Source organism: Limimaricola litoreus, assembly GCF_024159025.1.
Classification (GTDB): domain Bacteria; phylum Pseudomonadota; class Alphaproteobacteria; order Rhodobacterales; family Rhodobacteraceae; genus Limimaricola; species Limimaricola litoreus.
Map to the genome: position 1 here is coordinate 1 of NZ_JAMYXC010000010.1, position 8330 is coordinate 8330.

10 protein-coding genes are annotated in these 8330 nt (G+C 70.5%); 8 read left to right on the forward strand and 2 right to left on the reverse strand.

Features of this window, described 5'->3' with window-relative positions; translation table 11 throughout:
• Both NHG85_RS00350 and moaB read left to right on the forward strand, forming a co-directional pair.
• A partial coding sequence (locus NHG85_RS00350) for a LysE family translocator (protein ID WP_253328705.1) occupies window positions 1-435 on the forward strand: 435 nt, incomplete at its 5' end.
• Between the two features lie 3 nt (window positions 436-438).
• Window positions 439-966, forward strand: coding sequence for a molybdenum cofactor biosynthesis protein B (moaB, locus tag NHG85_RS00355; protein ID WP_253328707.1), 528 nt, complete (start codon window positions 439-441; stop codon window positions 964-966).
• Here the strand turns inward: moaB and NHG85_RS00360 are convergent, their stop codons facing one another.
• A complete protein-coding gene (locus NHG85_RS00360; RefSeq protein WP_253328709.1) occupies window positions 967-1773 on the reverse strand; it encodes a protein-disulfide reductase DsbD domain-containing protein in 807 nt (268 codons plus the stop codon).
• A 105-nt stretch (window positions 1774-1878) separates the two neighbouring features.
• Between NHG85_RS00360 and NHG85_RS00365 the strand changes: the two genes are divergently transcribed.
• Window positions 1879-2448 (forward strand): YqgE/AlgH family protein, encoded by a 570-nt coding sequence (locus tag NHG85_RS00365; RefSeq protein ID WP_253328711.1) that lies wholly within the window; start codon window positions 1879-1881, stop codon window positions 2446-2448.
• Window positions 2449-2454: 6 nt separating this feature from the next.
• Here the strand turns inward: NHG85_RS00365 and NHG85_RS00370 are convergent, their stop codons facing one another.
• Window positions 2455-3012, reverse strand: a complete 558-nt coding sequence (locus tag NHG85_RS00370; protein WP_253328713.1) for a TlpA family protein disulfide reductase — start codon at window positions 3010-3012, stop codon at window positions 2455-2457.
• Window positions 3013-3036: 24 nt separating this feature from the next.
• On the opposite strand from NHG85_RS00370, the gene argH reads away from it, so the two are divergent.
• From argH to NHG85_RS00390, 5 genes are all read left to right on the forward strand, one after another.
• Window positions 3037-4425, forward strand: a complete 1389-nt coding sequence (gene argH / locus NHG85_RS00375; RefSeq protein WP_253328715.1) for an argininosuccinate lyase — start codon at window positions 3037-3039, stop codon at window positions 4423-4425.
• Window positions 4422-4550 carry a hypothetical protein gene (locus tag NHG85_RS19630; protein ID WP_256500032.1) on the forward strand — a complete coding sequence of 43 codons (129 nt, stop codon included), beginning with the start codon at window positions 4422-4424 and terminating at the stop codon, window positions 4548-4550. The genes argH and NHG85_RS19630 overlap by 4 nt, the downstream gene beginning before the upstream one ends.
• Window positions 4547-4852 (forward strand): DUF2834 domain-containing protein, encoded by a 306-nt coding sequence (locus NHG85_RS00380; RefSeq protein WP_253328717.1) that lies wholly within the window; start codon window positions 4547-4549, stop codon window positions 4850-4852. Before NHG85_RS19630 ends, NHG85_RS00380 begins: the two co-directional genes overlap by 4 nt.
• 78 nt (window positions 4853-4930) lie before the next feature.
• A complete protein-coding gene (lysA, locus tag NHG85_RS00385; RefSeq protein WP_253328719.1) occupies window positions 4931-6196 on the forward strand; it encodes a diaminopimelate decarboxylase in 1266 nt (421 codons plus the stop codon).
• A gap of 67 nt (window positions 6197-6263) precedes the next feature.
• Window positions 6264-8330: DUF4175 domain-containing protein (locus tag NHG85_RS00390; RefSeq protein ID WP_370362952.1), on the forward strand; the 2067-nt coding region annotated here is incomplete at its 3' end.

Below are 8330 nucleotides of genomic sequence, written 5' to 3' on the forward strand. Positions count from 1 at the left end.
CTCGGCGCCGCCGTCGCGGCGCTGCCCTGGCTCTTCGATGCGATTCGCTGGCTCGGCGTGGCCTATCTTCTGTGGCTCGCCATCGCCGCGCTGCGCGGCGGGGCGACGGGCGGCGAGATCCCCGCGGTGCGCCCCGCCCGCGCCTTTCGGCAGGGCCTCGTGGTCAATCTCACCAACCCCAAGGTGATCCTCTTCGTGCTGGCCTTCCTGCCGCAGTTCACCGACCCCGCCCGCCCGCTGCTGCCGCAGTTCCTCGCCCTCGGCGCGGTGCTGTCTCTGGGGGGCCTCGTGGTCAATGGCGCGGTCGGGGTCTTTGCCGGCGGCGTCGGGCGCCGCCTTGCCGGCTCGGCCGTCTTCAACCGCTGGCTGGGCCGCGTCTCGGCCACGATCTTCGCGGGCCTCGCCCTGCGCCTCGCCTTTTTGCAGAAAGCCTGACCCATGGACCGTGATTTCATCCCCGTGCGTATCGCCGTTCTCACGGTGAGCGACAGCCGCGACGCCGCGAGCGACCGCTCGGGCGACACGCTGGTCGAGCGGCTGGAGGCGGCGGGACACGTGCTCGCGGCGCGAGACATCCTGCGTGACGACCGCGCCGCCATCGCCGAAAAGCTGCGCGGATGGTGCGCCGACCCGCAGATCGACGTGGTGATCTCCACCGGCGGCACCGGGCTCACGGGCCGCGACGTGACGGTCGAGGCGCATCGCGACGTCTACGAGAAAGAGATCGACGCCTTCGGCACGGTGTTCACCATCGTCTCGATGAACAAGATCGGCACCTCCGCCGTGCAAAGCCGCGCGACGGGCGGCGTGGCGCAGGGCACCTATCTCTTTGCCCTGCCCGGCTCGCCCGGTGCCTGCCGCGACGCGTGGGACGAGATCCTCGAGCGCCAGCTCGACTACCGCCACAAGCCCTGCAATTTCGTGGAGATCCTGCCGCGGCTCGACGAGCATCTGCGGCGCAAGTGATCAGGCGGGCGCGCAGCCCTCGAACTCCACCGCCTCGCCCCCGCCGATCATGGTGAGCACCAGCGAAGAGCGATCGAGCGCCACCGCGCCCCCCGCCACATGCGAGATCCGGGTGCTGGCGACGAGCGCGCCGCCCTCGCGCCGGGTTTCGACCGGGCTGGCCCAGAGCGAGGGATCGCCGGTCTCGACCACCACCGCCTGCGCGCCCGCGGTGGCGGGCAGGGTCGCGGTCAGCGATAGGCCTTCCGCGGTGGGGACGACCGCGCAGCGCGCGGGGCCGAGCCCCGCCTCATCGGGGCTCTTGGCCCGGTCGGCCAGCGCCAGCGCCAGCGACGGATCGCGCCGCTGCTCCTGCGGCAGATCGACGCCGAAATCGAGCATTACCGGCACGCAGACGTCATGGCAGACGCCGATTTCGAGCTGGCCGGAAATTCGCACTGCCTCGCCGGGACGGCGCGGCGCGATCTCGACCGGCAGCACCACCTGTTCGGAATAGCCATAGGTCTCGAAACCGCCCAGTTCGAAAATCTCGGGCACGGGCCAGTGCATTTGCGCCGAAGCCAGGTTGGTCGAGCCCGACCAGTTCACCTGCGGCGGGATGCCCGCCTCGCCCGGCGCGCGCCAATAGGTCTTCCACCCCGGCGCGAGGCTGATCCTGAAGCCCGCCATCTGCGTGCCGTCCGCAGCGCGCCAGCCCGGCAGCATGTCGAGCCGGACGATATCGTCGACCGACCCGGCAACGCCCGCGACCGGCGCGGCGAGAACGAGTGAAAGGGCAATCGGGGCGAGGCGCGAAATTCGGGTCATGGCGGCAGTGATGCCCCCCGCGCAGCGCGATGGAAAGTCACGAGCACGCGAGAGCCGCGCGCGCGCCCCCTTGATCGTGTGGCCCGCGCATCACATTCTCAAGACATGGAAAGCCTGAACCCCGACCTGAGCGGCAAGCTCCTCATCGCCATGCCCGGCATGGCCGATCCGCGCTTCGACCACGCGGTGATCTTCGTCTGCGCCCATTCGGACGAGGGCGCGATGGGGCTCATCGTCAACAAGCCCGCGACGGAGGTGCGGTTTTCCGACCTGCTGGAGCAGCTCGAGATCACCGCCGACCCCGGCATTCGCGACATCCGGGTGCATGTCGGCGGCCCGGTCGAGGAAAGCCGCGGCTTCGTGCTGCACACGACCGATTACGCTTCGGATCAAGGCACGCTGCAGGTCGACGAGACCACGGCAATGACCGCGACGCTCGATGTGCTCGAGGAGATCGCGCATGGGCGCGGGCCAAAATCCTCGCTGCTGGCGCTGGGCTACGCGGGCTGGGGGCCCGGGCAGCTCGAAAGCGAGCTGGCGCAGAACGGCTGGCTGATCGGCGAGGCGCAGCACGCGGTCGTCTTCGGCCGCGCCAACGAGCACAAGTGGTCGGCCGCGCTCAAGGGGCTCGGCATCGATCCGCTGAGCCTGTCGCCGACCTCGGGCACCGCCTGAGCCGGATCAGCCCTCGGCCCCGTCTGCGATCAACGCCTCGACGATGGCGCGCGCGCTCTCCGAGGACCAGTCCGCCTCGCCCTGCAGCCGCCCGATCTCTTGGCCTTGGGCGTCGAGGATCAGCGTCACCGGCAGGCCCAGCACGCCCATGTCGCGGGCCAGCGCCTGCCGCGGGTCCTTGTGGCGCGGCAGGCTCTCGGCGCCGATCTCGGTGAGGAATCGCTCCATGCCCGCCGGGTCGTTGCGGCCGGTGGCTATGGTGACGACCTCGAAATCCTCGCCGCCATATTCGTCCTGCAGGGCCGCGAGTTGCGGCATCTCCACCCGGCAGGGTGCGCACCATGTCGCCCAGAAGTTCACCAGAACCGGCTTGCCCTCGTACTCGGCGAGCGTGATCTCGCCGCCTTCCTCGCTTTCGAAGGGGACGTCCGATCCGCGCTGCGGTTCGGCATGGATGGCGAGCTTGCGCATGTCGCCCTCGCGCAGCGCCTCGAGATCGGCGGGGGCGGCGTTTGCAAGGCCGGTTGCCGCCATGTAAAGACCGATGAGAACGACGCTGCGCATGTGATTTCCTTCAAGGACCAAAAGATGACCGAGAGCTCCAACGCGATGTGGGGCGGCCGTTTCGCCGCCGGGCCGGATGCGATCATGGAGGCGATCAACGCCTCGATCGGCTACGACCGGCGCCTCGCGCCACAGGACATCGAAGGCTCCCGCGCCCATGCCGCGATGCTCGCGGCGCAGGGCATCATCGAGGCTAAAGACGCGGAAGAGATCAGGAAAGGGCTTCTCACGGTCTTGTCAGAGATCGAGAAGGGCCGCTTCGAGTTTTCCACCGCGCTCGAAGACATCCACATGAACGTCGAGGCGCGGCTCAAGCAGCTGATCGGCGAGCCCGCGGGTCGTCTGCACACGGGCCGCTCGCGCAACGATCAGGTGGCGACCGACCTGCGGCTTTGGGTGCGCGACCAGTGCGACGCCGCCGATGCCGCGCTCAAGGCGCTGATCGAGGCGCTGCTGGGTCAGGCAGAACAGGGCGCCGACTGGGTCATGCCGGGCTTCACCCATCTGCAGACCGCGCAGCCGGTGACATGGGGCCATCACATGATGGCCTATGTCGAGATGTTCGCCCGCGACCGCGCCCGCTTTGCCAATGCGCGCAAGCTGATGAACGAGAGCCCCTTGGGCGCCGCCGCGCTGGCCGGGACCTCCTTCCCGATCGACCGGGAGGCGACGGCGCAGGCCTTGGGCTTCGACCGGCCCATGGCCAACAGCCTCGACGCCGTGTCGGACCGCGATTTCGCGCTGGAGTTTTTGTCCTCGGCCACGATCTGCGCGATGCACCTGTCGCGGCTGTCGGAGGAGCTGGTGATCTGGTCCTCGGCGCAGTTCCGCTTCGTCGCCATGTCGGACCGCTGGTCGACCGGCTCCTCTATCATGCCGCAAAAGCGCAACCCCGACGCTGCCGAGCTGATCCGCGCCAAGATCGGCCGCATCCTCGGCGCCAACGTGGCGCTGCTCACGGTGATGAAGGGCCTGCCGCTCGCTTATGGCAAGGACATGCAGGAGGACAAGGAGCAGGTCTTCGACGCCGCCGACAACCTGATGCTGTCCTTGGCCGCGATGACCGGCATGGTCTCGGACATGACCGCGCAGCCCGACAACCTGCGCGCCGCCGCGGCCTCGGGCTTTTCCACCGCGACCGACCTCGCCGATTGGCTGGTGCGCGCGCTCGGTCTTCCCTTCCGCGAGGCGCATCACGTCACCGGATCGCTGGTGGCGCGCGCCGAGGACAAGGGCTGCGACCTGCCCGACCTCACGCTCGCCGACATGAAGGCCGTGCATGAGGACATCACCGAGGAGGTGTTCGGCGTGCTGACGGTCGAGAACTCGGTCGCCTCGCGCACCGCCTATGGCGGCACCGCGCCCGACAACGTGCGCGCGCAGATCGCCCGCTGGCGGGACGCGCTGAAGTGAGGCTGGCGCTCTTGGCGCTCGCGCTGCTGGCGGGCTGCGGCGCGGGCGGCGCGCCGCAGGCGCCCGGCGCGGTGCTGGAGTATGGCGAAACCGAAACCGGCCGCCGGCTCGGGGCTGCGCCGTGAGGTGGGTCTGGCTGGCGCTCGCCATCTGGGGCGCGCTGCATCCGATGCGCTGGTTCATCGTCTGGTTCGCGCAGAACGGCTATTCGATGTCGGGGCTCTTCGCGGCATGGCGCGCCAACCCGGCGACCACCGGGCTGATGTGGGACGCGACCATCGCCGCCGTGGCGCTGACGCTGTGGATTCTCATGGAGGTGCGCGTGCGCCGCAACTGGGAGGCGCTGGCCGCGATCCCGGCGACCTTCCTCATCGGCGTGGGCTGCGGCCTGCCGCTCTACCTCTTCTTGCGCACCCGCCCGCTCTGAGCCCCGGCCGCAGCGGGGCTTGGGATCGCGGCGCGATCTGCTAAGACGCGACCGACCCATGCCAGCGGAGCCCAGACCTTGGACCATTTCCTCTATCGCAACGGCCAGCTGATGGCCGAGGACGTCGCCCTCTCCGAGATCGTGGCCGAGGTCGGCACGCCGGTCTATGTCTACTCCGCCGCGACGCTGCTGCGGCACCTGAAGCTCTTCGAGGAGGCGCTCGACGGGCTGCCGCATCTCGTCTGCTTCGCGGTCAAGTCGCTCGGCAATGTCGCGGTGCTCAAGCTTCTGGGCGAGGCGGGCGCGGGCATGGACATCGTCTCGGGCGGCGAATACGCCCGCGCCCGCGCAGCGGGCGTGCCGGGCGAGCGTATCGTCTTCTCCGGCGTCGGCAAGACGCGCGAGGAAATGCGCATGGCGCTCGAAGGCGGCATCCGCCAGTTCAACGTCGAGAGCGAGCGCGAGCTTCTGGCGCTGTCGGACGTGGCGAGCGCGATGGGCGCCACCGCGCCGATCACCATCCGGGTGAACCCGGATGTCGACGCCAAGACCCATGCCAAGATCGCCACCGGCAAGTCCGAGAACAAGTTCGGCATTCCGATCGCGCGGGCGCGCGAGGTCTATGCCATGGCGGCCAAGCTGCCCGGCATCGAGGTGATCGGCATCGACGTGCATATCGGCAGCCAGCTGACCGAGCTTGCCCCCTTCGAGGCGGCCTTCACCAAGGTGGCCGAGCTGACCGAGACGCTTCGCGCCGACGGTCACGACATCCGCCGCCTCGATCTCGGCGGGGGCTTGGGCATCCCCTATGAGCGGATCAACGAGGCCCCGCCCCTGCCCTTCGACTACGGCGCGCTGATCCGGCGCACCGTCGGGCATCTGGGCTGCGAGATCGAGATCGAGCCGGGGCGGCTGGTGGCGGGCAATGCCGGGCTGCTGGTCAGCCGGGTGATCTATGCCAAATCCGGCGAAGGCCGCGATTTCCTCATTCTCGACGCCGCGATGAACGACCTCGTCCGCCCTTCGATGTATGACGCGCATCACGACATCGTCCCCGTGGTCGAGCCCGAGGCCGGGGCCGAGACCAGGCCGTGGGACATCGTCGGCCCGGTCTGCGAGACCGGTGACACCTTTGCCCGGGCGCGCGACCTGCCGCCCGTCTCCGAGGGCGATCTCGTCGCCTTCCGCTCGGCCGGGGCCTACGGCGCGGTGATGGCGAGCGAATACAACGCCCGCCCGCTGATCCCCGAAGTGCTCGTCAGCGGCGATCAATTCGCGGTTATCCGCCGTCGTCCCAGCTATGAGGAGATGATCGCGCGCGATAGCATCCCCGAATGGCTATGATGGAGAGAGCCGCCCCCTGTCCCGGAGCACCCGCGCCCTGACCGAGCCCCGCGATCCCCTGTCGCATCTGAGACGCCCCGCCGCGCTGACCCGCGCCGGGATGGTGGCCGAACGGCTGCTGCGCGCCTTCTGGCCGCTCTGGACGGTTCTGGCGCTGGCGCTGGCGCCGCTGATCGCGGGCTGGCAGGACCGGCTGCCGGTCGAGGTCTTCTGGGGCTGGGCGGTGCTGGCGATCCTGGGCGCGCTGGCGGGGCTCGGCTGGGGGCTGTGGCGCTTTCGCTGGCCGTCGCGGGCCGAAGCGTTCGACCGGCTGGACCGCAGCCTGCCCGGACGCCCCGTCTCCGCGCTCAGCGACGCGCAGGCGACCGGGCGCGGTGACATCGGCTCGGAGGCGCTTTGGGCCGCGCATCTGGAGCGGATGCGCGCGCGCAGCGCAAACGCGGCACCCGCCCGCCCGAACCTGCGCCTTGCCGCGCGCGATCCCTTCGGCCTGCGCTACATCGCACTGCTGTTTCTGGTCACCGCGCTTCTGTTCGGATCGGTCTGGCGGCTGGGCAGCGTCACAGCGCTCGCCCCGGACAACGGCGGCGCTCTGGCGCAGGGGCCGGTCTGGGAGGGCTGGATCGAGCCGCCCGCGCATACCGACCGGCCCGTGCTCTACCTGCCCGATCAGCCGCCCGGCCCCCTCGCCGTGCCCGAGGGCAGCACCATCACCGTAAGGCTCTACGGCAAGGTCGGTGCGCTGACCCTGTCGGAGACGGTTTCGGGGCGCACCGGCGAGCTGCCCGCCGCCTCGGAGCCGCGCCAGAGCTTCACCGTCCGCCACGACGGGCAAATCGCCATCGACGGGCCGGGCGGTGCGGCCTGGCAGGTCGAGGCGATTCCCGATGCCATTCCGGGGGTCTCGGTGGCCGGACCGCTGGAGACCGCCGGGCTGGGCCAGACGGCCCTGCCCTTCCGCGCCAGCGACGATCACGGCGTGGTCTCGGGCACCGCCTCCATCACGCTCGACGCCGAGGCGGTCGAGCGGCGCCATGGCCTCGCCACCGCGCCCGATCCGCGCGATGCACTCACGGTCGATCTGCCGATGCCCTTCACCGGCGACCGCCGCGAGATCGAGGAGATGCTCGCGGGCGATTTCTCGCAGCACCCCTTCGCCAACATGCCGGTGCGGATCACGCTGCAGGTGACGGATGCCGCCGGGCAGACCGGCGCCTCGCAGCCCTATCCCGCGGTGCTGCCGGGCCGGCGCTTCTTTGAGCCGGTGGCCCGCGCCGTGGCCGAGCAGCGGCGCGATCTTCTGTGGTCGCGCGACAATGCGGGCCGGGTGGTCGACCTGCTGCGCGCCGTCTCGCACCGGCCCGAGGCGGTGTTCCCCGACCGGGCGACCTATCTGCGGCTGCGCGTGGCGCTGCGCCGTCTAGACCGGCTGCACCGCGCGCCCGGTGGGCTGGAGCCCGAGGCGCAGGAGGAGATCGCGCAGGCGTTGTGGGAGCTGGCGCTTCAGCTCGAGGACGGCACGCTGGCCGATGCGCGCGAGCGGCTGCGCCGCGCGCAGGAGCGGCTGGCGCAGGCGATGCGCGACGGGGCGAGCCCGGACGAGATCGCCGAGCTGATGGACGAGCTGCGCGCCGCGACCGACGATTACCTGTCGATGCTGGCGCAGGATGCCCAGCCCGCCGAGGACGGGCTCGACGAGCCGCAGACCGGGCAGAACGACAACATGCAGGTCACGCAGGACGAGCTGCAGGCGCTGATGGACCGGATCCAGGAGCTGATGGAAGAGGGCCGGATGGCCGAGGCCGCCGAGCTGATGGAGCAGCTCAACCGGATGATGGAGAACCTGCAGGTGGCGCAGGGTGAAGGCGGCTCGGGGCCGGGCACGCCGGGCCAGCGCTCGATGCAGGAGCTGCAGGACACGCTGCGCGACCAGCAGGAGCTGTCCGACGAGGCGTTCCGCGATCTGCAGGACCGTTTCAACGGTCGCGATCCCGGGCAGAACCAAGGCCAGGGTCAGCCGGGCCAGGGCCGACCCGGACAGGGCCGACCGGGGCAAGAGCAGCCCGGACAGGGCCAGCCCGGGGGCGGATCGGACGAGGGACCGGGCGGCGCGGGCAGCCTCGCCGACCGGCAG